Raw genomic sequence first — 22,322 nt, 5'->3', positions numbered from 1 at the left:
CACCGACCGATTCAGTCCAGAATTGATTTCAACAAGACGGGGCCTGCACGTGGAAGATAACGCTCAACTGCTCGAGATGACCGCGGACATCGTGTCCGCCTACGTTGGTAACAACAATGTTCAGGCGACTGAAGTGCCGGGCCTGATCTCCAGCATTCACGCAGCCCTGACCCAGGTTTCCAACGGCGCCGTCGAGCCCGAGCCCGAGGTCAAGGACCCGGCGGTTCCGGTGCGCAAGTCGATTACGCCCGACTTCCTGATCTGCCTGGAGGATGGCCGCAAGTTCAAGTCGCTGAAGCGTCACCTGCGCACCAAATACAATATGAGCCCCGAGGAATACCGGGCCAAATGGGGTCTGGCGAAAGACTATCCCATGGTCGCACCGAACTACGCCAAGGCCCGCTCGGATCTTGCCAAGTCGATGGGCCTCGGCCAAGGCGGCCGCAAGCCCGCCCGCGCCGCCGCCGGCCGCGCCAAGAAATAATCCGTCACATCGATGGCTTGAGCGCCCGCTTCCGGAACGGAGGCGGGCGTTTTTGCGTCCGGCTTTCGGTCAGGCCGCCTGGGCGCCGCGTCGCATGCGCCAGAATCTCAACGTACGCAGGGCGGCGTCGCGACTGAGGTCGGCGTACATGCGGGCATAGGCGTGAGCCTTGGCCATCGCGTCGCCGTCGTCGTTCAGCAGCACCACCGCATAGGTCAGAAACAGCGCGCGATCCAGGTCCGCCGATTTGCAGACCACGGCCAAGGCGTCCAGCTCGCGCCGTTCGATGATCTGGCGGGCGGTGTGGAAGTCGATGTCTGACAGCTGGGCCAAGGCGATGAGGAACGATGTCGTCCCTCCGGAGCGCAGGAAGCGGGCCAGCATCCGGGGCGACAGCTGGTCCGCGGCCTTGAGCTCTTCGACGTAGGCGAGGCATTCGGCGTAGTCGGCGGGCAGGGCGCCGTCGACCGTGGCGACACGGGTGCGGCCAGCGGCGATGGCGCTCTCCAGCAGGGCCGGATCAAGCCGCGCGTTCTGTTCAAGGATCTGGGCCCGGAGCCGGGCCTCGACCACGAAATACATTTCGTTGAGCAGGTCCGGCGGCAGGCTGGCGCGTTCGACCGCCGCCTCATGAAGCGCCGGGTTGGCTTTCGCCCGTTCGATCGCGGCTTCGGACGCCTGACGCGAGAGCCGGGCTCCGTCGTTGCGGAGCAGCGTGCCAAGGGTCTCGTCGTCGCCCCGCTCGACAATGACGTCCGAGATCGCCTCTGACACGGAAGGTCGTGCCGAAACAGCGCGCAGGTGGTCCTGGCCGTGTTTGCGCACGACCCCCAGCAGGTCCTCGTCGGTGAGCACGGGCGAAGAGGCCAGCACAGCGCCCGCGACGGCGGCCTCGTCATTCGCGAGACGCCGGATCAGGTTGTGCGGGGCATCAGGCGCGGTCGCGAAACGCGCCGACAGTTCGGCTCGGACGGCGACTTCCATGTCCTCGGTCAGCCGCGTCAGGACAGCTCCATAGAGACCGTCTTCGGTCGCGGTCCGGGTCGAACCGCCGAAGAAGTGGTCGGTCAGTTCGCGCAGCAGGGCGCGCCGCTTCTCACTGGAGCCCTCTTCCGCCAGGGCGATCAGGTCGGGAAGGCGCGAAGGCGCGGACATCGGGGCCGCCTCCTGACTCACTGATGGTCCCCGTCGGAAGCCGCGGGAGCAGGACGCGTCCGGCCCTGACCGTCACGGATCAGCGTCGGGCCTTGTTCGGGCTCTGCGAGATCCTGCGAGGCGGGGGTCTGGGTCATGGTGATGGCCAGCGCATCGACGAAGGTCGGTTCGGGCATCGCCAAGGTGTCAGGCTGACGGCCGTTCTGACGATGAACGGAGTAGTAGCGGGCGCCCTGTTGAGGCGGGCGCTCTCCGGTGTTGGTGACCTCGGCGACATAACGGGGCCGGGGCGCGGCGGCCTGAACCTCGGCAGCGGCGGGCGCCTCGGCGGCCTGTTCGGGAGGGGGCGCAGCCTGTTGCAGACGGAAGATCGGGGCGTCGCGGCGGGGCGCCATGGGGTCGGCTGGCTGGTCCGGGCTCACGGTCGGGGCGGACGGAGCGGCCTCCGCGGCCGGCGGGTAGATGACGTCGGCCGGCGCGCGCTGGCCGCGTCCGCCCTGATCAGGGAGGTAGTCGGGCATGGCCGTCGGGCGCGCGGCCGGGGCGGGTTGCGGCGAAACTTCCGCCGGGATCGGCGCCAGCGTGGCGGGCGCGGACGCGGGCACGGGCGAAGGCACGGGCCGGAGCCAGGCGTTGGCGGGCGTCAGGGTTCGCCGGGGCGCAGGCGCTACCGGGGCGGCCGGGGTCGGCGCCGACGCGCTGAAGCCGCCGTGGGGAATAACAAGGTTGGACCGGCGCAGGTCAGGGCGGGTCGCAGCCGGTGTGGCCGAGACAGTCGTGGTCCTGCCCGGCCACGAGAGCTGGCGCAGATCCTGTCTTGGGGCCGGTTGCGATGTCTGGGCCACGGCCGCGCCGGCCATGGTCGTGGCGGCGAGGAGCGCGATCGGGAGACTGTGGACGCGGCGCAAGGGGCGGCTCCGGACGCAGGACTGAAGCCGTACGCTAGGCATCAGGGCCTTAAGGCGGGCCTAACGAGAGAGGCTTCAGGGAAGCGTCAGAATGCGAATATCTAAAGGGTTCGACGCCTAACGGCGTCCTCCAGTGCGCTGACCAAGGCGTTGAGCGTCAGGCCCATGGTCATCAACAGGACCAGCGCCGCGAGCATGTCCGCGGTGCGCAGGCGGTTGCCGGCCTCGAGCAGGCGCCAGGCCAGCCCCTGGGTCGCGCCCGAGCCGGAGACGAACTCGGCCACCACCGCTCCGATGACCGCGAGGCCGGAAGCGACGCGTAGCCCCTCCAGGATGAAGGGCAGCGCGGCGGGAAGGCGCAGCCGGATCAGGCGCTGGAGGGGCGTGGCGTCATAGAGATCGAACAGGCGTTCGAGGTCCGGATCGGCGGCCTTGAGCCCGGTAAGCACGCCGGAGAACAGAGGGAAGAAGGCGACTGTGGCTGCGAGGATCACGACGGCGCGGTCGGCATGGTCCAGCCCCGTCCAGATCAGCACCAGCGGCGCGATGGCGACGACCGGCGTGACCTGCAGCGCGACGGCCAGAGGGCGAACCGCCTGTTCAGCCGGCTGGTTCAGAGAGACGATCAGGGCCAGGCCGCCGCCGATGACGGCGGCGACGAGCAGGGCCTGCATCGCCATCCAGAAGGTGGCGGCGGCCGAGACGGCGAGAAGGGGCGCGCGGTCAACAAGGGCGACCGCCACGGCGCTGGGCGGGGGCAGAAAATACGCCGGGACGTGCAATGCCCGGCAGGCGATCTCCCAAGCGGCCAGCAGAAGGACAGTCAGCAGAAGAGGCGGAAGGAGACGCGTCATGCGGGCGCCTGCGGTGAGCGCATTGCATCAGCGAGGGCTTGGGCCAGAGCCTCCACCGCCGAGCGATAATCGGTGTTCATGCGCCAGCTTCCGGGGCGCGGCAGGGATCCGGGCAAGGTCTGTTCCGCCGCGATACGCCCCGTCGCAGCGTCTAGAACCAGAGCGCGGTCGGCCAGATAGACGGCCTCCTCGACGTCGTGGGTGACGAAGACGATGGCGGGGCGGGGCGAGCGGGCCGCCCACAGGTGGTGCAGGTCCTCGATAAGGCCGCGTCGGGTGATGCTGTCCAGGGCGGCGAACGGCTCGTCAAGAAGCAGGAGGTCGGGTCCGGCGACCAGCGCGCGCGCCAGCGACACCCGCATGGCCATGCCGCCGGAGAGCTTGCGCGGACGAGCGATCAGACGGTCGCCCAAACCGACGGCCGAGAGCGCCTCGTCCGCGCGGCGGCGGGCTTCGGCAGGGGCGACGCCGGCGAGTTCCAGCGGCAGGGCGACATTGGTCCGGGCGTCCGCCCAAGGCATCAGCGTCGGCGCCTGAAAGACGAAGCCTGTATGGGCGGGGCCGGACGCGCGCGTGGCCCGTCCTTCGGAAGGCGCCTCAAGTCCGGCAAGCAATCTAAGGATAGTGGACTTGCCGGCGCCCGAAGCTCCGACAAGCGCGACGATCTCTCCGGGGATGATGGACAGGTCGACAGGGCCCAGCGGCGGCCGACCGGGGTATTGAACGACAGCGCCCGAAAGCGTGGCCGTCGGCTCAGCCACGGCCGGGGAGGTACTGGGTGGTGAAGGCCTTGCGCCAGTCGAGGCCGGCCGGATAGACGCCGGCGCCCGAGGTGACGTCGAAGAAGGCCTGCCAGCGTTCCGCGGTCATGGCGCCGAGGCCGTAGAGGGCCGCGTCGCCGCCGTCGACGATGCCGTTGGCCTTCAGCTTGGCCCGAGCCTGATCGAGGATGGCCTGGGTCATCTCGGGGTTGTCCCTGCGGATCAGGGCGTCGGCGGCCTTGCCATCGCCCTGGATATAGTCGCGCCAGCCCTCGGCTGAGCCGGCGATGAAGCTGCGCAGGGCGGCGGCGTTGTCGCGGGCGAAGGCGTCGGGGGCCAGGACCATGGTGGCGTAGGAGGGATAGCCCTCGTCGGCCAGCAGGAAGACCTTGGGCGTAAAGCCCGCCTCCTGCTCGATCGTGTACGGCTCGGAGGTCAGATAGCCCTGCTGCACCGCCCGCTCGTCGGCGAGAAAGGGCGCGAGGTTGAAGGTGTATTTGCGGACCTGATCGTCGGTGAAGCCGTATTTGGCTTTCAGCCAGACCCAGAAGGCGGTGATCGAGGCGTCGGCCAGAAGGAAGGGCCGTCCCTGAAGGTCGGCGATGGATTCCAGCGCCGGATCCGGATGGGCGATCAGGACCTGCGGGTCCTTCTGGAAGAAGGCGGCGACGGCCTTCACCGGAGCGCCCTCGGCGACCAGGTTCAGGGGAATGAAGCTGTTGGAGCCCATGCCCAGTTCGACGGCGCCCGACGCCAGCAGCTGGGGCACGTTCACGCCGGGACCGCCCTGGATGATCTGCACGTTCAGGCCGCGACGAGCGTAGGCCCCGGACGCCAGGGCTTGGTAGAAGCCGCCGTGTTCGGCCTGGGCGCGCCAGTCGGTGGCGAAGCGCAAGCGGACGCGACCCTCCTCGTCGACGGGAGCCTCGGCGCGTTGACAGGCCGAGACAGCCGCCACGGCCGCCAGCGCACCCGCGCCCGCGATCACGGCGCGGCGGTCAGGCCGGAAACGGCGATTCCCACGCAAGGTCATGACCTTGGTTTACGGCTCAGCCGGAAGAAGGGGAAGGGGGCGTTCAACGGGTGCGCGCCGGGGCCGGACCCTGAGGTCCCGCCGGAATTGAGCGAGGGGACGAAGATCCCCGGCGAACCGGTTTTCCTCGTCCCCTCGCCAAGTCCGGGTTGGACTTGGCCATTGAGGTTCAAGACCCTGGCTTTGCATCAGCGGGGCGAACCCCGGCGATGGTCGGCTGTATCCTGTCGCGCTCCTGGTCTCCGGCGTTCCACGAGGTCTAGCCTCGCGCCGTCCATCGATCCCGATCCGGTTCCCGCCTGGTCTTCTCCGGCCGAAGCCTTCGAAGGATCCTTTTGGGCCTTGATCCTGTCTCCCTCAGAGAGCCGGGCCGGTCCGCTTTGAGCCCCGGGTCTCCCCGGTTTTCCGCGCCGCCGTGTCCCTCGGCCTGATCAAGCTCGCTCCGATCCGCGGATCTAGCAAGCGGTCCGGAATGACCGTCTGTGGACGGTCTTGGGGATAAAGTTTGCAGGCCGGGGATGGTTTTGTGCGGACCGTGCAATTTTCTGTGTTGTGTGAAGCTGTTGTGACTTCTGCACAGGTCCGGTGTCCGGGGCGAAAATTCCGGCCGAATGGATCGTTTCGATCAATCCGCCGGGTCGGATCAGGCCGAAAGGGCCTCGCGCTTCGCCTCCAGCTCCAGCCATTCCTCCTCGGCAGCGGCCAGAAGCGACCGGGCGCGGTCGGCGTTGGCGGTGGCGCGGTCGAAGGCTTTACGGTCGCGGGCGTAGAGGTCGGGATCGGCCAGCGTCGCGTCGTGGCGAGCGATGTCGTCGGGCAGGGAGGCGAGCAGACCTTCCAGCTCCTTCAGGCGGTGGGCGTCCTTGAAGGTCAGCTTGCCGGGCTTCTTCGGCGCGGCGGCGACTGAAGCGGGTGCAGGCGTGGCGGCGGCGCGTTGGGCGGCCTCCTTGTCCTGCGGGCGCGGGTTGGCGCCGGGCTGGAGGAAACCGGGGTTCTGGCGAATGAAGTCGGTCCAGCCGCCCGGAGTCTCGACGATGTCGCCACGGCCGTTCATGGCAATGGTCGAGGTGGCCAGGCGGTCGACGAAGTCGCGGTCGTGGCTGACCAGGATCAGGGTGCCGTCGTAGGATTCAAGCAGCTCTTCCAGCTTGTCGAGCGTGTCCATGTCGAGGTCGTTGGTCGGCTCGTCGAGGACGAGCATGTTGGCCGGCTTGGCCAACGCGCGAGCCAGCAACAGGCGGTTGCGCTCGCCGCCCGACAGGGTCGAGATCGGCTGGCGGAGCTGGCCTTCCTGGAACAGGAAGTCCTTGGCATAGGCGGCCACGTGCTTGGAGATTCCGCGCACAAGGACGCTGTCGCCGCCACCGGGGGTAAGGGCGTCCCACAGGGTCATGTCGGAACGCAGACCCTCGCGGGACTGGTCGAGATAGACGGGTTCGAGATTGGCGCCGAGCTTGACCGTGCCTTCATCAGGCGCGAGCTCGCCAAGCAGGATTTTGACGAGGGTGGTCTTGCCCGCGCCGTTGGGCCCGACGATCGCGAGCCGGTCGCCCCGGATGACGCGGGTGGTGAAGGGCTTGATGACCGGCCGCTCGCCAAAAGTCTTCGAGACCCCCTTGAGGTCAGCCACCAGCTTGCCGGACGTGGCGCCTGAGTCGACGCCGAGGTTAAGCTCGCGCGGGACGTCCTTGAGGCGCTCGTTGCGGTCGGCCCGCAGGGCGTCCAGCGAACGCGCACGTCCCTCGTTGCGGGTGCGGCGGGCGGTGATCGAGCGGTAGAAGGTCTCGGTCTCGCGTTCGATGGTTTTTGTCAGGCGTTGAAGGGATTGAGCTTCTTCCTCCAGAACCTTGCTCGCCCATTCGTCGAATGCGGCGAAGCCCTTGTTGAGGGTGCGGACGCGGCGGCCTTCCAGCCAGTGGCAGGACTGGGTGACGCGGTTCAGGAAGGCGCGGTCGTGGCTGACCACGAGGACGGAGAAGCGGGCCTGAAGCAGCTCGTTTTCGAGCAATTCGATGGCCAGAATGTCGAGGTGGTTGGTCGGTTCGTCGAGCAGGAGCAGGTCGGGCTCTTCGGCGAAGGCCTTGGCGAGGGCAGCGCGACGGGTTTCGCCGCCGGAAAGGTTCACCGCGGGCTTGGACGGGTCGAGGCCGAAGGTCTCCAGCCAGGCTTCAGCGGTCCAGTGGTCCGCACCGCCGGACTCGGCGTAGTTGAGCAGGGTCTCGCCGATGATGACCGGTTCCTGGGGCACATAGGCGAAGCGGGTTCCAGCCTGGACCGAGCGGTCACCGGCGTCGGGCTCGATCAGGCCCATGACCATCTTCATCAGGGTCGACTTGCCGGCCCCGTTGCGGCCGACGAGGGCGGCGCGGGTGCGCGGTTCGACGGCGATATCGACCCCGTCGAACAGCGGGCGCTGGCCATCCTGGAGACGGACGTTCTTGAGGGCGACGAGAGGAGGACGGGGGGCCATGCAAAACCTGGACACGCGGCGCGGCGGGGAGGCTGCGCGGTCGAAGGCGGCCATATAGGGCGTATGCGCCTTTGTGACCACCGGCGCCGGCGTCTTGTGGAGACAGGCGGGTCGCGAGAGGCTAACAGGCGCCGATGGAGAAGCCCTTCTGGCAAACCAAGCGCCTTGAGCAGATGACCCGCGAGGAGTGGGAGAGTCTGTGCGACGGCTGCGGCCTGTGTTGCCTGGTGCGGTTCGAGGACGAGGACACCGGCGAGGTGGTGCCGACCCGGGTTCACTGCAAGCTGTTCGATGCGGAGCGGTGCACGTGCACCGACTATGCCAATCGCCGCCAGCATGTGCCGGACTGCATCAAGCTGACGCCCTGGAACATCGAGGCGCTCCAGTGGATGCCGCTGTCGTGCGGGTATCGTCGCATCAACGAGGGTCGCGGGCTGGCGGACTGGCACCCGCTCGTGTCGGGCGACCCGGACAGCGTGCATGCGGCCGGGGTGTCCGTGAAAGGGCAGACGGTATCGGAACTGGCGCTGGAGAAGTCCGAGGACGCCCTCGATTTCGAAGCGCCGGAGTGGATGCTCGAGCGCGGCGTTAGCGGAAAGCGCTAACCGAAACTTCGTGGTTCCCGTGCAAGCTGTCTGTATGGGAGCGAGTTCGAAAAAGCCGCGAACGACGGCGCCGAGCCGACTGGACCTTGAAAGCCCGTTCGATCGGCTGACCGCTCTTGCCTGCGCGATGTTCGACACGCCGCACGCCATGATCGGCGTTTGCGACGGCGACCGGACCATCTTCCGCGCCAATGTCGGTCTGGACCAAAAAGAACTGCCCAGAGAACAGACCGTGACCCATTTGGTCAGCAGCCTGGGACCAGGCGCCGTTCTGGTTATTGAGGATGCTCTGGCGGACGATCGTGTGTGCATGCATCCGATGGTGACGGGCGAACCGCATCTGCGGTTTTTCGCAGGCGTCGGGGTTGTCAACGCCGCAGGTGAGAGCGTTGGCGCCATCGGCGTGATGGACAGCCGGCCCCGGACCCGGCCCGGCGACGCCGAAATCGGGAATCTGAAGCTGCTCGCCCGGATGGCCGGCGAGATTCTCGATCGCGCGGAGGCTGCCCGACAACAGGCCGAACAGCTGGCTCTGCTACGGCTAACGGAGGAAATGGCTGGTGTCGGTCAGTGGCGGATGGATACCGAGACCTTCAAATCGACCTGGTCGGATCGGGTTTACGCCATCTATGGCGTGACGCGGGAGACTTTCGATCCTGGACTCGAGGACGCCGTCGCCTTCTTCCATCCGGACGACCGGACGATGGTCCAGGAAACCGTTATGGAGAGCGTGAAGACGGGCGATGGCTTCGGAATCCGGGCCCGCCTGATCCGGGCTGACGGTCAGGAGCGGCTGGTTGAAACCCAAGCCAGGACCGAGCGAGACGACGACGGACGCATCAAGGCGATCGTCGGCGTCTTTCGTGATGTGACGGAGGCGGCAGAGGCCGCGCAAAAAATTGCCGACAGCGAGCGCCGCTATCGACTGCTTGCGGATCGCGCGACCGACATCATCATCGCCTACGGCGTGGACGGCCTGGTGACCTATGTCTCGCCTTCGATCGAGACGGTAAGCGGGTATACGCCGGAAGAGGTGGTGGGGCGCCCGGTGACGGACCTGATCCATCCGGAGGACGTGCCGAGGCTGGCCGAGAATTTCCGGGAATTTGTCCGGTCTCCGCCGGACTGGAAGAACCGCGGCGTGACCTATCGGGGGCTGACGCGGACGGGCGTTCGTTGGTTCGAAGCCCGGACGTCCATTATTCGTGACGAGGAAGGGCGCGCCGTCGAATTCCAGGACGTCGTGCGCGATGTCACGGACACCAAGATGATGGAACAGGCGCTCACGGAGGCGCGTGACCGGGCCGAAGCCGGCGCCCGGACCCAGTCGGAATTTCTGGCCAATATGAGCCACGAACTGCGGACGCCGCTTACCAGCGTCATCGGCTTCTCGGGTCTTCTGGTCGCCAGCGAGAGCCTGCCGCCCGCCGAGCAAGTGTGGGCCAGCCGGATCGCCACAGCGAGCGATGCGCTGCTGAGCGTGATCAACGACATCCTCGACTACTCCAAGCTGGAAGCTGACGCGGTCGATCTGGATCCGCAGCCGTTCGATCCCCGCGCCATGGCGCAAGGGGCTGCGGCGATCGTGGAGAACCAGTGCCTTGCCCGTGGTTTGACCCTGACCGTCGATGTGGCCGCCGATCTGCCGCCGGCGGTGATGGGAGACGAGGGGCGGCTGCGTCAGGTCACGCTGAATTTCCTGTCCAACGCCGTGAAATTCACTTCGGCCGGGGAGATCCGGTTGACGGTCGCAGCGGATGCCGTGCGACTGAAGGTGTCAGTCAGCGACAACGGCATCGGCATTGCGCCGGACAAGATCAAGCAGTTGTTCGACAGGTTCACCCAAGCCGACGCCTCTACGACCCGTGTCTATGGCGGGACAGGGCTGGGTCTGGCGATCTCGCATCGTCTGATCGAGATGATGGGCGGGCAGATCGGCGTGGACAGTACGCCCGGAGAAGGGTCGACCTTCTGGTTCACTATCCCGATGACATGCGCCCAGGCCAGCGGCGATCAGGCGGCGCCGACCGACATGATCGTTCCGTCAGGGCTTCGTGTCCTGATGGCCGACGACGCCATGGCCAACCGGGAACTGGTCACCGCCATTATGGGCGGGCTCGGCGTTGAGCTCGACACCGTCTGCGACGGCGCCGAGGCGGTCGAGGCCGCCCGGTTCGGGGGTTACGACCTGATCCTGATGGACGTGCACATGCCGGTGATGGACGGGCTGACTGCAACGCGGACGATCCGCGGTATGGGCGGCGCAGTGGCGCGCACGCCGATCGTTGCGCTGACCGCCAATGTTCAACCCGAGCACGTCGAGCGCTGCCTGGCCGCCGGCATGGACGGGCATGTGGGAAAGCCGATCCAGCTGACCGAACTGCTCGATGTCATGAACCGCGCATCGCAGCGGGATGCTGGCGAGGCAGGCTCGCTTGGCGGAGAAGCCGCAGCCTGATCGCAACGAATTCCTGTGACGTTACGCTGGCCATCGGCGGATCTATAGTCGGGTTCGCGAGATAAAATCCCACCTGAACAACACGTTGAGCTTTTCTCAATCCAGTCTTCCAGCCTTGGTGCGCTGGTCGGCTAGTCTTTGGGCATGACGGGAAATCAGGACTGAGCCGGCGGAGTCGGCAGTGTCCTGATCTGTGACGCGGACCTTGGGAAAGGACGGAAATGCAGAAGCTGCGCTGGCCGAGGCGACGATCTATTCCGCGGCGAATGCAGCTGCCGATTTCCCCGGCGGTCCCGGACCCGACGGAGTCGTGGCGGTGTCGCAATGGGGCGAAGGCTATGGGTGGGGCGACGAGGCGACGGCGCCGTTACGCTAGTTCCGTCAGAGTTTTCGGCGACGCGCCTTTGCGGAATCCCCATGATGGCCTAACTGGTCAATCGGTATTCAGTGGGCTGACGCGCTTCGCGCTGCTTGGGCCCGGCGCAGGAGCGATTTCTACGTGGCGGGCGATCCCTACAAGGAACTGGGCGTTTCGAGGGGCGCGAGCGCGGACGAAATCAAAAAGGCGTTCCGCAAACTCGCGAAGGAACTACATCCCGACAAGAACCCTGGCAACACAGTCGCTGACGAGCGATTCAAGCGGATCACGGCCGCCTTCGACCTGCTGGGCGACAAGGAAAAGCGCGCCAAATACGACCGTGGCGAAATCGACGCCGACGGCCGCGAGCAGTTCCGCGGGTTCGGCGGCGGGCAGAGTCGCGGAGGTACGGCCGGCAATCCGTTCGGCCAGGGCGGCGCCAGGCAGCAGGGCTTCGAGAACATCGATCTGGATGAACTGTTCGGGGGGATGTTCGGCGGCGGCGCCCGGCCCGGGAGCGCGCGAAGCGGCGGCTTCGCCAATGCAGGGCTCGGACGTGGAGCGGACGTCAAGGCGACGCTGGAAATCAGTCTGGAGGATTCGATCTCAGGCGCGACGCGGCGCATCCAGTTCTCGGATGGCCGGACGCTGGATGTAACGATCCCCAAGGGCGCGGCCGACGGCCAGACGATCCGGCTGCGGGGGCAGGGTGCGCCCGGAGCGTCGGGCCGCAGCGAGGCCGGCGACGCGCTGATCACCTTGAAACTCGCGCGCCATCCTGTGTTCACGCGGGATGGGGGCGACCTGACGATGGACCTGCCCGTGTCCCTGCCCGACGCGGTTCTGGGCGGGAAGATTCCGGTGCGGACGCCGGAGGGAACGGTTTCGATGACAATTCCCAAGGGGTCGAACTCGGGGAAGGTCTTGCGGCTCAAAGGGCGGGGAGCGTTCGCGGACGGCAAGCGCGGCGATCTTCTGGCCAAGCTGATGATCATTCTGCCTGAGGAAGAGAACCCGGCCCTGACCAAGGTCGCCCAGACGTTACGGGACACGGGTCCCTACAAGCCGTGGCGCGATTGATGGTCAACCGGCCGAATGTGAAACCCGCGCGTCCGTGGTTCTCGTCGGGGCCGACAGCAAAGCGTCCGGGCTGGTCGTCGCAGGCGGTCTCGCACGAGCTGCTGGGACGCGGCATCCGCGCGCCTGAAGTGGTTGAGCGGTTCGCACAGGGGCTGAGACTTACTCGCGAACTGCTGCAGGTCCCGGCGGAATGGGTGCTCGTCTACATCCCGGGGTCCGACACGGCGGCGGTCGAGGCAGCCATGTGGTCGATGCTTGGCGAACGGCCGGTTCAGGTTTTGGCATTCGAGAATTTCGGCAAGGTCTGGGCGACCGACGCGGTCGATCACCTGAAGCTTGAGCCGGAGGTGCTGACCGCGCCCTGGGGCGACTGGCCGGACACCTCCCGGGTGGATCCGTCGAAGGACCTGGTGTTCCCCTGGAATGGCACGACCTCCGGCGTTTGCGCGCCCGACGGCGACTTCATCGCGGACGACCGCGAAGGCGTGGTCATTTGCGATGCGACGTCGGCGGCCTTCGCCATGGACCTGCCGTGGAGCAAGCTGGATGTGGTGACCTTCAGCTTCCAGAAGGCGCTGGGCGGCGAAGCGGGTCTGGGCGTGGCCGCGCTGTCGCCCCGGGCTGTCGAACGACTGGACCGCTATGAACCGCCCCGCAGCGTGCCCAAGGTGCTGCGCCTGCGGGATGCGAACGGTTTCGACCGGCTGCTGGCCAACGGATCGATGCTGAACACCTTTTCGGTCTGGACGATCGAGGACTGGATCGATGCGGTCGAATGGGGACTGGCGGCCGGCGGACTGGAGGCCCTGATCGCGCGCACGAACGCAAACGCCGCGGCGCTGGACGCCTGGGTGAGCCGGACCGACTGGGTCGAGTATCTGGCAGAGGAGCCGGCCACGCGGTCGACGACCTCGGTCTGCCTGAAGATCGTGGACGGCCGGGTCGCGGCCATGGACGACGACGGTCGCCGCGCTCTGGTCACCCGGATGAAGGCGCTGGTCGAGGAAGAAGGCGCGGCATTCGATATCGAGAGCCACCGTAATGCGCCGGCCGGGCTGAGAATCTGGTGCGGATGCACAGTTGATGTGGCGGATATCGACGCGCTGACGCCCTGGCTGGACTGGGCGTTCGAGACCGCGCTGTCGGAATAATCGTCCGGCGACGGGACACCTGCCGATTCCCCGGCTATAGGCTGCGCCCGCATTCCGAAATCCCGGACAGCGGAGAACAGTCTTGGCGAACGTCGCAGTAGTCGGCGCCCAGTGGGGCGACGAGGGCAAGGGCAAGATCGTCGACTGGCTGTCGAACCGGGCCGATATGGTCGTCAGGTTCCAGGGCGGTCACAACGCCGGTCATACGCTGGTGGTGGACGGCAAGGTCTACAAGCTGGCGCTGCTGCCCTCAGGCGTGGTGCAGGGCAAGCCGTCGATCATCGGCAACGGCGTGGTCGTCGATCCCTGGCATCTCGTCGGCGAGATCGGGAAGATCGAGGCGCAGGGCGTCCGCATCAGCCCGGAAGTACTGATCGTCGCCGACAACGCCTGTTTGATCCTGCCCATCCATCCGGCTCTGGACGTCGCGCGCGAGGCGGCGGCCAGCGCGCCGGGCGCCCGTATCGGTACGACCGGGCGCGGCATCGGTCCCGCCTATGAGGACAAGGTCGGACGCCGGGCGATCCGGGTGTGCGATCTTGCCAGCGCGGAAGACCTCAAGGTCAAGATCGACCGTCTGCGCGCTCACCACGACCCGCTGCGGGCCGGACTGGGCCTCGAACCGATCGATCCGGAGGCGCTGCTTCGTCAGTTGCTGGAGATCGCACCGAAGATCCTTCCCTACGTTCAGCCCGCATGGCGCGTGCTCGACAAGGCGCGGCGGGATGGCAAGCGGGTGCTGTTCGAGGGCGCTCAAGGCGCGTTTCTTGACGTCGATCACGGCACCTATCCCTATGTGACCAGCTCCAACACCGTGGCTGGTCAGGCCGCGGCTGGCTCGGGCATTGGCCCGCGCGGCGTCGGCTATGTGCTCGGGATCGTGAAAGCGTACACGACGCGGGTCGGCGAGGGCCCCTTCGCCTGCGAACTGAACGACGAGGTTGGCCAGCATCTGGCCACGGTAGGACGCGAGGTCGGCGTCAACACCGGCCGGGCGCGTCGCTGCGGCTGGTTCGACGCGGTGCTGGTGCGTCAGTCGGTGGCGATCAACGGCATCGAAGGGATCGCCCTGACCAAGCTGGATGTACTGGATGGGCTGAAGACCCTGAAAATCTGCACCGGCTACCGCATCGACGGAGAGGTGCTGGACTATCTGCCGTCCAGCCTGAAGGCCCAAGCCGCGGCCGAGCCGGTGTTCGAGGAGCTTGAGGGCTGGAGCGAAAGCACAGCGGGCGCCCGTAGCTTCCGTGACCTGAACGCGAACGCGATCAAATACGTCCGGCGCATCGAGGAATTGATCGGAGCGCCCGTCGCCCTGCTGTCGACCAGCCCGGAACGCGACGACACCATCATGATGCACGACCCCTTCCGGGGCTGATGACGTTCAACCGGCCTTAACCGCCGCTCGTTAAGGATGATCCTTCCGGTGTGGAGGAGTGCATCTTGTTCGCTGTCGATAGTCGCGTGCTGGTCAAGTTGGCGCCGATGCTGCGTCGGGTTCTGATCGTCGATCCGAACCCGCATTCCGCGCGCATGCTGACCGAGATTATCAAGGGGCTGGGCGCGGCGGAGATCGTGGTTGAGCCGAACACCGACCGCGCGCTGCGGACGGCGGCGGAGCTTGAACCAGGGATCATCTTCACGGAACGCACCGGCGACAAGCTGGACGGAGAGGCCTTGGCGCGTGACGTGCGGCGGTCGCATCTGGCCTGCCGCCGCGTGCCGATCATCATGGTGACCTCCGAGGCCACGGCGACGACCATTCTGGGCGCGCGCGACGCAGGCGTTCACGAGTTTCTGCGCAAACCGTTCACCAGCGGCGACCTGTTGAAGCGCGTCGAGAACGTCGCGCTCAAGCCGCGGGACTGGGTCGAGGCGGTCGGTTATGTCGGGCCGGACCGGCGGCGGTTCAATTCCGGCGAATTTTCCGGCCCGGGCAAGCGCAAGGCTGACAAGCCGGCAACGGGCGCCGAACAGAACGCCGCAGCCAAGGATCAGGCCATGCGCATCCTGGCCTCGGCGCTGGACCAGTTTGACAGTGATCCGGTGCAGGCCGTTCGGGCTATCCGTGAGCAGGCCGCGCAGCTGAAGGCGCTGGCGATGAAGATGTCGGATTCCCGGCTCGTGGTCGCCGTCGGCGCGCTGGAGGTCAGCCTTGCCTCGGGGCCGGCGACAAAAGAGACCTTGTCGGCCCCTATCGGCGCCTTGCTGGCAATGGCCCCTGTCGAGCCGATGAAGCGCGCGGGCTAGAGCGCGTCGGCGTTAGCGAAGCAGATCCGAATACGCTCTCAGGATGCGAGGCCAGACGGCCGAGGTCGGGTCGATCAGTTCGAAATGGCCTGCGCCTTCCAGTACGACCGAGTTTGCCGGGTCCCCCGCGGAAGAAGCGGCCGCCGCATAGGCTTGTCCGAACCGGGGCGGTACGATGTGGTCGAGGGCTCCCGACACCACGACCTGCCGGTCGCCGAGCGGCAGCAGGGCGGGCGGCGATGTGTCGGCGAAGACGTCGCGACCGTCCGTTCCCTCAACGCCGACCAGTCCGTCGATAGTGGCGGGCCCTCCGCAGGCGTCCGGGCCGGTCTCGCGATAGCTGGCGAGGTCGGCAATGCCGGCCAATGGGACGGCTCCGCGCACCGACAAAGGGTTCTCGACACGGAGAGGGCTCGACGCCGGAAGTCGATCGCGACCGGCGGCCCACAGCGCCAGATGGCCGCCTGCTGAGTGTCCCGAGACCACGACCCTGCGGAGGTCCAGCCCATACTGCGGCGCCAGCGTTCGCAACTGATCAATGCCGGCCGCGATGTCCTGGAACGTTCCCGGGTAGCCGCCACCCGGATGGCCGATGCGGCGATACTCCAGATTCCACACAGCGTAGCCCCGATCCCGCAGGTCGGCGGCCATATAGTCCATCAGTTCGGTGCCCGGCAGATCGGCGCGCCAGCAGCCGCCATGAATCAGGACGATGACGGGGTGGCGGCGCCCGGCCTTCGGAACCCACAACTCCCCGAACTGCAGCGGATCGGCACCATAGACGATGCGGCGATCGGCGTCCTGTCGCGGCTGGTTCAGCAGCTGACTGAAGGTGATGGGGGTTCGGGTCTCCACCGGGTCAACCACGGCGGACGAGGATATGCAGGCGGCCAGCGATATGGATGCAGCCAGCGCGGCCAAGGTCAGGCGCATTCGGATCGGTCCTGTCGAAGTCGCCGTTTCACCGGCGCGGCAGCTCACTGTAGAGAGCGATAGCCGCCCGGCAACCGGAGCCTCGAGCATGACCACCCGCCAGACCTGTCTCGATCGTGACTCCGCCGATCCGCTGGGCGGCGTTCGGGAGCGGTTCAGCCTGCCGGACGGGGCCATCTATCTGGACGGAAACTCGTTGGGCGCCCTGACGTATGCGGCGGCGGCACGGGTGGGCGAGACAACCGGGCAGCAATGGGGGCGGGACCTGATCTCCAGCTGGAACAGCCATGGCTGGATCCGCCTTCCGCAGCAGGTGGGCGGCAAGATTGCACGGCTGATCGGGGCCGGAGCGGACGAAGTCATCGCCGCGGATTCCGTCTCCGTGAACCTGTTCAAACTGGCGGCCGCGGCGGTGCGGGCCCAAGGGCCGGATCGGAAGACGGTCATCATCGAGCGAGGGGACTTCCCGACCGATCTCTACATCCTGCAGGGATTGGCGGAGGTGATGCCCGGGATCGATCTGCGGGTCGTCGAACCGGGCGGCTTCGAAGCGGCTTTGGATGATCGGACGGCTGTCGTCCTGCTGAGCCACGTCCACTACCGCACCGGCATGGTGCGAGACATGGCGGCGCAAGGCGCGGCGGTGCGGGCAGCCGGAGCCCTGAGCCTGTGGGACCTCAGCCATAGCGCCGGCGTGCTGGACATCGGTTTGAACCGGGACGGCGCCGATATGGCGGCGGGCTGCGGCTACAAATATCTGAACGGCGGCCCGGGCGCGCCGGCGTATCTGTTCGTGGCCAAACGCCACCAGGCGACCTTGCGCAATCCCCTGTCCGGCTGGATGGGCCACGCCCGGCCGTTTGACTTTGTGGACAATTACCAGCCCGCCCCCGGGATGGACCGCTGGCTTTGCGGTACCCCGCCGATCCTCAGTCTGACGGCGCTTGACGCTGCGCTCGACGCCTTCGATGGCGTGGACATGGGGCAGGCGCGGATCAAGGCGGGCGCCTTGGGTGACCTGTTCATCGAACGGGTTGAGGCGCGGTGCGCGGCGCATGGCCTCGCGCTCGTCGGACCGCGAGAGGCCGCAGCGAGGGGCGGCCAGGTGTCTTTCGCGCATCCGGAAGGCTGGGCGGTTATGCAGAACCTGATCGCACGCGGCGTGATCGGCGACTTCCGCCGACCGGATGTCATCCGTTTTGGTTTCGCGCCGTTGTATGTGCGGCACGTCGATGTCTGGGACGCTGTCGAGACTCTGGGCGATATCCTCGACAGCGAAAGCTGGCGCGACGAGCGGTTTCAGACGGTCTCGGCGGTAACCTGAGTGCCTCCCCCGCCGCGCGGGGGAGGGGGTCGTCGTCAGGCGTCGACCAGGTTCCGCTCTTCGGCCGCGGCGCGCATGGCCTTCTGCAGCTTTTCGAACGCCCGGACCTCGATCTGGCGGACCCGCTCGCGCGACACGCCGTATTGGCCGGCCAGTTCTTCCAGCGTGACAGGGTCGTCCTTCAGGCGGCGCTCGGTCAGGATGTGCTTCTCGCGGTCGGTCAGCTCCTGCATCGCCTCTTCGAGCAGGCTCATGCGGATGGACTTTTCCTCGCTCTCGGCCAGCGCTGTTTCCTGCGAGACCGCCGTGTCGTCGGCTAGCCAGTCCTGCCACTCGCTCTCGCCGTCCGAACGGATCGGGGCGTTCAGCGACGAGTCGCCGCCGAGGCGGCGGTTCATGTTGGTGACCTCTTCCTCGGATACGCCCAGCTTGGTGGCGATGGCCGCGAGGTGCTCAGGACGCAGGTCGCCTTCCTCGAAGGCCGAGATCTGGCTCTTGGCCTTGCGCAGGTTGAAGAACAGCTTCTTCTGCGCGGCGGTGGTGCCCATTTTCACCAGCGACCAGCTGCGCAGGATGTATTCCTGGATCGAGGCGCGGATCCACCACATGGCGTAGGTCGCCAGGCGGAAGCCCTTGTCCGGATCGAATTTCTTGACGGCCTGCATCAGGCCGACGTTGCCCTCGGAAATCACCTCGCCGATCGGCAGGCCGTAGCCGCGATAACCCATGGCGATCTTGGCCACGAGACGAAGATGAGAGGTCACGAGCCGGTGGGCGCTCTCGGCGTCCTGGTGCTCGGTCCAGCGCTTGGCGAGCATGAACTCCTCGTCCTTCGCCAGCATCGGAAACTTGCGGATTTCAGTCAGGTATCGCGAAAGCCCCTGTTCAGGCGACATAACCGCGAGTGATCTAGCAACAGCCATTTGGTCCCTCCGACCGTGTGAACGAGCGGGTTCTTCGGAAGCGGCCACCCAATGTGCACCGTCGCCTCTCCCCTCAACCGATGAAATAGGGTCGGGTTTCCGCCTTTGTCAGTGGCGGATCGTCACACGAAAGCGTGACCGTTGCCCCGGCGCCACGGCACCGAATGCGCGATCATATAGCAAAGGGTCAGTCCTTAATCAAGACTGACTATCAGAGACCGAGGATTTGCCGGTAGGTCGGATGAACTACGTCCGCATGGTCCGGGTGTTTTTGAAGATAGCCGGCGAAGAAAGGGCAGACCGGCAGGACCAGCAGATCGCGCGCTCTTGCATCTTCGATAACGTGGCGCGCCAGCCGGCTGGCGATCCCCTGGCCTTCCAGACGCTCGGGCACCAGCGTTTCAGTGATCATCAGGTTTTGGCCCGAGAGGTTGTAGGTCACCACCGCAACCTCCCCGAAGACCGGCAGCTCGTAGCGGTGGGCTTCCGCGTTGTCGCGGATATCTGGGTCGGACACGGCGCGCTCCTGTCAGCGGAAGTTCAGTTTTCAGATGCCCATCGCCCGGGGGGACAGCAAGACCGCGATGTCACAGGACCGACAAGCCCTCCTCGAGCCGGCGCATGTCTTCGGGCGGCGGCGTTTCGAACCGCAGCGTCTCCCCCGTGATCGGATGGATGAACCCCAGGATGGCGGCGTGCAGCGCCTGGCGGGTCAGCCCCGCCGCGGCGATCGCCTCCCGTACGGGATTGGCGGGGCTGCCGGTGCCATAGACCGGGTCGCCGAGCAGGGGTGCGCCCTTCGACGCCATGTGAACCCGTATCTGGTGGGTGCGGCCGGTGTGGAGCGTGCAGGCAATACGCGAGGCCATGGGGGGCGTGGCCTGCCTGGACCCCTTCTGGGGTGAGGCTCCGAAGACCTGCTCGACCACATAATCCGTGATGGCTTCGCGCCCGCCGCTGTTCAGCACCGCCATCTTCTTCCGGTCGCCCGTCGAGCGGCCAAGGTTGGAGATGATACGGCCATGCTCGGGGCGCAGCGTTCCGCGCGTCAGGGCGATGTAGGTGCGTTCGATGTCATGCGCTGCGAACAGGGCCGAAAGTCCTGCGTGCGCCGCATCTGACTTGGCGGCGACCATCACTCCGGACGTATGCTTGTCCAGCCGGTGCACAATGCCCGGGCGCGCCACGCCGCCGATGCCTGACAGGGACGCAGCGCAGTGATGCAGCAGGGCGTTGACCAGGGTGCCGGTTTCGCTGCCCGGCGCGGGATGGACCGCCATTCCGGCGGCCTTGTCGAGGACGATCAGGTGGGCGTCCTCATAGAGAACGGTCAGCGGGATCGCCTCGGGCTGCGGAATGGCCGAGACGACGGCCGGCAGGGCGACGGCGTAGAGGCCGGGCTGGGCCTTGCCCGAGGCCACCGAGACGGGGGCCCCGTCGCGGGTGACGACGCCTTCGGCCAACAGCGCCTGAAGCCGCGCGCGCGACAGGGTTGGGAAAATCTCGGTCAGGGCCTTGTCGAGTCGGACGCCGCCCTTCTCAAGGCGCGCCTCAAGGACGATGGCCCCATCCTCATCGGCGAGAAGATCTTCGGACAGCAGGGGTTCGTCGGACACGGGGCGCTCCACCGCCCCGGAAGACCGGGCGGTCGCCGATCTAGCACGGCAGGCCAACGGACACACAAGTCGCAGCTTGGCGTACGGCGGGCTGTGAGTTTATGGTTAAGCTTGGCTTGATGCCGGGGGGTGAAGACCATGCGAGTCTGGATTCTTGCAGCCGCGGCCGGCGGGGTGGCGCTGGCCTTGGGCAGTTGCGCGACCATGAGCGCCGAACAGTGCCAAGCGGGCGATTGGTCGGGGCAGGGGTATGCGGACGGCGTGGCCGGTCTGACAATGAGCCGGCTGGGCGAACATGCCGAAGCCTGCGTCAAACATGGGATTGCGCCGGATGACGCCGCCTACCGGGCCGGTCGGGAGCAGGGGCTTATCCAGTATTGCACGCCGGACCGCGGTTTCCGGGAAGGAAGAACGGGCTCCAGCTACGCCGGGGTCTGTCCCTCGTATCTGGAAGCGGACTTCATGCCCGCCTACCAGGACGGTCAGATCGTCTATCAGGTGGATCAGGCGCTGGTCAGCGCCCGCAGTTTGGTCGATTCCCACGGCAACCGACTGGAAGAACTGGACGAGAAGATCGTCGCCAAACAGGCCGAGGCGCGCGCAGAGGGGCTGACCGATCAGCAGCGCGAGACGATCCGCAACCGTATTCAGGAAATCCGCCGCGAACGCGCGGACACCGAGCGCGAATGGCGACGCGCCGAGGACGCGATCGACGACGCCGAGCGCGATGTGCGGGACGTACGCTGGCGGTTCCGCCGCCAGTACGGCGACTGGTGAAGGCCAGCCGCCGTCTCTCCGGTCAGGCGGCCTTTGAAGCGGCCGAGCCGAAGTGCGGGTTGAGTTCGCCCTTGGCGTAACGCTGGGCCATCTGGGCGGTCGACAGCGGGCGGATCTTCGAGGCCTGGCCCTCGCAGCCGAACTGGACGAAACGCTCCTGACAGAGTTTGCGCATCGCCTCCTTGGCGGGCTTCATCCACGCGCGCGGATCGAACTCGCCCGGCTTTTCCGCCAGCAATTTGCGGACGGCGCCGGTCATGGCCATGCGGTTGTCGGTGTCGATGTTGATCTTGCGGACGCCGTGCTTGATGCCGCGCTGGATTTCCTCGACCGGCACGCCCCAGGTCTGGGGCATCTGGCCGCCGTATGCGTTGATGATGTCCTGCAGGTCCTGCGGCACGCTGGACGAGCCGTGCATAACCAGATGGGTGTCCGGCAGGCGGCGGTGGATTTCCTCGATCACGTTCATGGCCAGCACTTCGCCATCGGGCTGCCGGCTGAATTTGTAGGCGCCGTGGCTGGTTCCCATGGCAATGGCCAAGGCGTCGACCTGGGTCTCGCGCACGAAATCGACCGCCTGATCGGGATCGGTCAGCAGGGCCGAGTGATCCAGCTTGCCTTCGAAGCCGTGGCCGTCCTCGGCCTCGCCCATGCCGGTCTCCAGCGAACCCAGAACACCCAGTTCGCCCTCGACCGAAACGCCGCAACTGTGGGCCATCTGGACCACGCGACGGGTGACGTCGACGTTGTACTCGTAGCTGGCGGGCGTCTTGGCGTCCTCTTCCAGCGAGCCGTCCATCATCACCGAGGTGAAGCCGTACTGGATGGCGGTGGCGCAGGTCGCCGGGCCATTGCCGTGGTCCTGGTGCATGCAGACCGGGATGTGCGGATACAGCTCGGCCAGGGCGTCGATCAGCTTGGCCAGGACGATGTCGTTGGCGTAGCTGCGGGCCCCGCGGCTGGCCTGGATGATGACCGGCGCGTTGACGGCTTCCGCCGCCTCCATGATCGCCAGTCCCTGTTCCATGTTGTTGATATTGTAGGCGGGCAGGCCGTAGCCATTCTCGGCCGCGTGATCGAGAAGCTGTCGCAGCGTGATGCGCGCCATGGGATGTCTCCTGAGCCCTTGAGGTTTTGCCGTGGTTTAGCGCCGGGCAGGGCTCAAGTCACGCAATGTTACAT

At 66.7% G+C, this 22,322-nt stretch carries 21 protein-coding genes; 10 read left to right on the top strand and 11 right to left on the bottom strand.

Features of this window, described 5'->3' with window-relative positions; genetic code table 11:
• Positions 1-49 precede the first annotated feature (49 nt).
• Entirely contained in the window at positions 50-484 is a 435-nt protein-coding gene (locus ASD25_RS14355) for a MucR family transcriptional regulator (RefSeq protein ID WP_056617996.1), read from the top strand.
• Between the two features lie 69 nt (positions 485-553).
• On the opposite strand, the gene ASD25_RS14350 is transcribed toward ASD25_RS14355, so the two are convergent.
• The 6 genes from ASD25_RS14350 to ASD25_RS14320 form a co-directional block, all read right to left on the bottom strand.
• Positions 554-1,639 (bottom strand): DUF2336 domain-containing protein, encoded by a 1,086-nt coding sequence (locus ASD25_RS14350; RefSeq protein ID WP_056617993.1) that lies wholly within the window; start codon positions 1,637-1,639, stop codon positions 554-556.
• A gap of 17 nt (positions 1,640-1,656) precedes the next feature.
• The gene (locus tag ASD25_RS30490) at positions 1,657-2,547 is read right to left on the bottom strand and encodes a hypothetical protein (protein WP_156389320.1); all 891 of its coding nucleotides are present in this window, start codon (positions 2,545-2,547) and stop codon (positions 1,657-1,659) included.
• A gap of 101 nt (positions 2,548-2,648) precedes the next feature.
• Positions 2,649-3,401 (bottom strand): ABC transporter permease, encoded by a 753-nt coding sequence (locus ASD25_RS14335; RefSeq protein WP_056617984.1) that lies wholly within the window; start codon positions 3,399-3,401, stop codon positions 2,649-2,651.
• Positions 3,398-4,162 (bottom strand): ABC transporter ATP-binding protein, encoded by a 765-nt coding sequence (locus ASD25_RS14330; protein ID WP_056617982.1) that lies wholly within the window; start codon positions 4,160-4,162, stop codon positions 3,398-3,400. Before ASD25_RS14330 ends, ASD25_RS14335 begins: the two co-directional genes overlap by 4 nt.
• A complete protein-coding gene (locus tag ASD25_RS14325) occupies positions 4,155-5,195 on the bottom strand; it encodes an ABC transporter substrate-binding protein (protein WP_056617979.1) in 1,041 nt (346 codons plus the stop codon). Before ASD25_RS14325 ends, ASD25_RS14330 begins: the two co-directional genes overlap by 8 nt.
• A gap of 643 nt (positions 5,196-5,838) precedes the next feature.
• Entirely contained in the window at positions 5,839-7,665 is a 1,827-nt protein-coding gene (locus ASD25_RS14320) for an ABC-F family ATP-binding cassette domain-containing protein (RefSeq protein ID WP_056619156.1), read from the bottom strand.
• Between the two features lie 134 nt (positions 7,666-7,799).
• On the opposite strand from ASD25_RS14320, the gene ASD25_RS14315 reads away from it, so the two are divergent.
• The 7 genes from ASD25_RS14315 to ASD25_RS14290 all read left to right on the top strand — a co-directional run bounded on the left by ASD25_RS14315 (position 7,800) and on the right by ASD25_RS14290 (position 15,567).
• Complete coding sequence (locus ASD25_RS14315; protein WP_056617977.1) at positions 7,800-8,270, top strand: YcgN family cysteine cluster protein; 471 nt, start codon at positions 7,800-7,802, stop codon at positions 8,268-8,270.
• 34 nt (positions 8,271-8,304) lie between these two features.
• Entirely contained in the window at positions 8,305-10,728 is a 2,424-nt protein-coding gene (locus ASD25_RS14310) for a PAS domain-containing protein (protein ID WP_082572425.1), read from the top strand.
• Between the two features lie 205 nt (positions 10,729-10,933).
• Positions 10,934-11,104, top strand: coding sequence for a hypothetical protein (locus ASD25_RS30485; RefSeq protein ID WP_156389319.1), 171 nt, complete (start codon positions 10,934-10,936; stop codon positions 11,102-11,104).
• Positions 11,105-11,227: 123 nt separating this feature from the next.
• The gene (locus tag ASD25_RS14305; RefSeq protein WP_056617972.1) at positions 11,228-12,166 is read left to right on the top strand and encodes a DnaJ C-terminal domain-containing protein; all 939 of its coding nucleotides are present in this window, start codon (positions 11,228-11,230) and stop codon (positions 12,164-12,166) included.
• The gene (locus tag ASD25_RS14300) at positions 12,166-13,317 is read left to right on the top strand and encodes a phosphoserine transaminase (protein ID WP_056617967.1); all 1,152 of its coding nucleotides are present in this window, start codon (positions 12,166-12,168) and stop codon (positions 13,315-13,317) included. Before ASD25_RS14305 ends, ASD25_RS14300 begins: the two co-directional genes overlap by 1 nt.
• A gap of 82 nt (positions 13,318-13,399) precedes the next feature.
• Positions 13,400-14,695, top strand: coding sequence for an adenylosuccinate synthase (locus ASD25_RS14295; RefSeq protein ID WP_056617964.1), 1,296 nt, complete (start codon positions 13,400-13,402; stop codon positions 14,693-14,695).
• A gap of 107 nt (positions 14,696-14,802) precedes the next feature.
• Positions 14,803-15,567 (top strand): two-component system response regulator, encoded by a 765-nt coding sequence (locus tag ASD25_RS14290; RefSeq protein WP_235562765.1) that lies wholly within the window; start codon positions 14,803-14,805, stop codon positions 15,565-15,567.
• Between the two features lie 12 nt (positions 15,568-15,579).
• Here the strand turns inward: ASD25_RS14290 and ASD25_RS14285 are convergent, their stop codons facing one another.
• Positions 15,580-16,590: a S9 family peptidase gene (locus ASD25_RS14285; protein WP_200943635.1), complete on the bottom strand. Its 1,011-nt coding sequence runs from the start codon at positions 16,588-16,590 to the stop codon at positions 15,580-15,582.
• Here ASD25_RS14285 and kynU point away from each other — a divergent pair.
• Positions 16,589-17,824: a kynureninase gene (gene kynU / locus ASD25_RS14280; protein WP_056617961.1), complete on the top strand. Its 1,236-nt coding sequence runs from the start codon at positions 16,589-16,591 to the stop codon at positions 17,822-17,824. The genes ASD25_RS14285 and kynU overlap by 2 nt on opposite strands.
• A gap of 35 nt (positions 17,825-17,859) precedes the next feature.
• Here the strand turns inward: kynU and rpoH are convergent, their stop codons facing one another.
• The 3 genes from rpoH to ASD25_RS14265 all read right to left on the bottom strand — a co-directional run bounded on the left by rpoH (position 17,860) and on the right by ASD25_RS14265 (position 20,363).
• The gene (gene rpoH / locus ASD25_RS14275) at positions 17,860-18,747 is read right to left on the bottom strand and encodes an RNA polymerase sigma factor RpoH (RefSeq protein ID WP_056617958.1); all 888 of its coding nucleotides are present in this window, start codon (positions 18,745-18,747) and stop codon (positions 17,860-17,862) included.
• 211 nt (positions 18,748-18,958) lie between these two features.
• Positions 18,959-19,264 (bottom strand): GNAT family N-acetyltransferase, encoded by a 306-nt coding sequence (locus ASD25_RS14270; RefSeq protein WP_056617954.1) that lies wholly within the window; start codon positions 19,262-19,264, stop codon positions 18,959-18,961.
• Between the two features lie 70 nt (positions 19,265-19,334).
• Entirely contained in the window at positions 19,335-20,363 is a 1,029-nt protein-coding gene (locus ASD25_RS14265) for an RluA family pseudouridine synthase (RefSeq protein ID WP_082572423.1), read from the bottom strand.
• Positions 20,364-20,501: 138 nt separating this feature from the next.
• On the opposite strand from ASD25_RS14265, the gene ASD25_RS14260 reads away from it, so the two are divergent.
• On the top strand, positions 20,502-21,140 hold the full coding sequence (locus tag ASD25_RS14260) for a DUF2799 domain-containing protein (RefSeq protein ID WP_156389318.1): 639 nt from the start codon (positions 20,502-20,504) through the stop codon (positions 21,138-21,140).
• 22 nt (positions 21,141-21,162) lie between these two features.
• On the opposite strand, the gene fba is transcribed toward ASD25_RS14260, so the two are convergent.
• The gene (gene fba / locus ASD25_RS14255; RefSeq protein WP_056617945.1) at positions 21,163-22,248 is read right to left on the bottom strand and encodes a class II fructose-bisphosphate aldolase; all 1,086 of its coding nucleotides are present in this window, start codon (positions 22,246-22,248) and stop codon (positions 21,163-21,165) included.
• Positions 22,249-22,322 lie beyond the last annotated feature (74 nt).

The organism is Brevundimonas sp. Root1423 (assembly GCF_001426805.1).
This window is presented reverse-complemented; position numbering and strand designations above follow the sequence as displayed.

Bases quoted from the DNA above. Each gene is read 5' to 3' on its own strand.
- ASD25_RS14350 (WP_056617993.1), bottom strand. From the start codon at position 1,639: ATGTCCGCGCCTTCGCGCCTTCCCGACCTGATCGCCCTGGCGGAAGAG.
- ASD25_RS14335 (WP_056617984.1), bottom strand. From the start codon at position 3,401: ATGACGCGTCTCCTTCCGCCTCTTCTGCTGACTGTCCTTCTGCTGGCC.
- ASD25_RS14325 (WP_056617979.1), bottom strand. From the start codon at position 5,195: ATGACCTTGCGTGGGAATCGCCGTTTCCGGCCTGACCGCCGCGCCGTG.
- ASD25_RS14320 (WP_056619156.1), bottom strand. From the start codon at position 7,665: ATGGCCCCCCGTCCTCCTCTCGTCGCCCTCAAGAACGTCCGTCTCCAG.
- ASD25_RS14315 (WP_056617977.1), top strand. From the start codon at position 7,800: ATGGAGAAGCCCTTCTGGCAAACCAAGCGCCTTGAGCAGATGACCCGC.
- ASD25_RS14310 (WP_082572425.1), top strand. From the start codon at position 8,305: ATGGGAGCGAGTTCGAAAAAGCCGCGAACGACGGCGCCGAGCCGACTG.
- ASD25_RS14300 (WP_056617967.1), top strand. From the start codon at position 12,166: ATGGTCAACCGGCCGAATGTGAAACCCGCGCGTCCGTGGTTCTCGTCG.
- ASD25_RS14290 (WP_235562765.1), top strand. From the start codon at position 14,803: ATGCTGCGTCGGGTTCTGATCGTCGATCCGAACCCGCATTCCGCGCGC.
- kynU (WP_056617961.1), top strand. From the start codon at position 16,589: ATGACCACCCGCCAGACCTGTCTCGATCGTGACTCCGCCGATCCGCTG.
- ASD25_RS14285 (WP_200943635.1), bottom strand. From the start codon at position 16,590: ATGCTCGAGGCTCCGGTTGCCGGGCGGCTATCGCTCTCTACAGTGAGC.
- rpoH (WP_056617958.1), bottom strand. From the start codon at position 18,747: ATGGCTGTTGCTAGATCACTCGCGGTTATGTCGCCTGAACAGGGGCTT.
- ASD25_RS14260 (WP_156389318.1), top strand. From the start codon at position 20,502: ATGCGAGTCTGGATTCTTGCAGCCGCGGCCGGCGGGGTGGCGCTGGCC.
- fba (WP_056617945.1), bottom strand. From the start codon at position 22,248: ATGGCGCGCATCACGCTGCGACAGCTTCTCGATCACGCGGCCGAGAAT.